The 279-nt window shown below is 65.9% G+C and carries 1 pseudogene; it reads right to left on the reverse strand.

Annotated features, from left to right (window positions below):
- Positions 1 to 25: 25 nt before the first annotated feature.
- Positions 26 to 279: pseudogene (locus tag Q4528_RS13605) on the reverse strand (hypothetical protein); the annotation flags it as partial.

The following is a 279-nucleotide window of genomic DNA, read 5'->3' on the forward strand; positions in this document are numbered from 1 at the left end:
GTCTGGCGGGCAGTGGCAGTGGCCGCTAGCCAACACGCTTCCCATGGGACCAGACGCCGCGCACCACCGGCAAGGCATGAGACGGACCATCAGACAGGCGCACCCGCACCAGATCGGCAACCAGCCCCGGTGCAATCCGCCCCCGATCCGTCAATCCTACGGCACGGGCCGGCGCATCCGAAACCGTGGCAATGGCACGCGGCAAATCCCCCCAAACCCCGGACAACCGAAACGCCGCCTGGATCAAACCGGCCGGCACATAATCCGACGACAGGATAT

It is taken from the genome of Staphylococcus pasteuri (genome assembly GCF_030547725.1).
Lineage (GTDB): Bacteria > Bacillota > Bacilli > Staphylococcales > Staphylococcaceae > Staphylococcus > Staphylococcus pasteuri.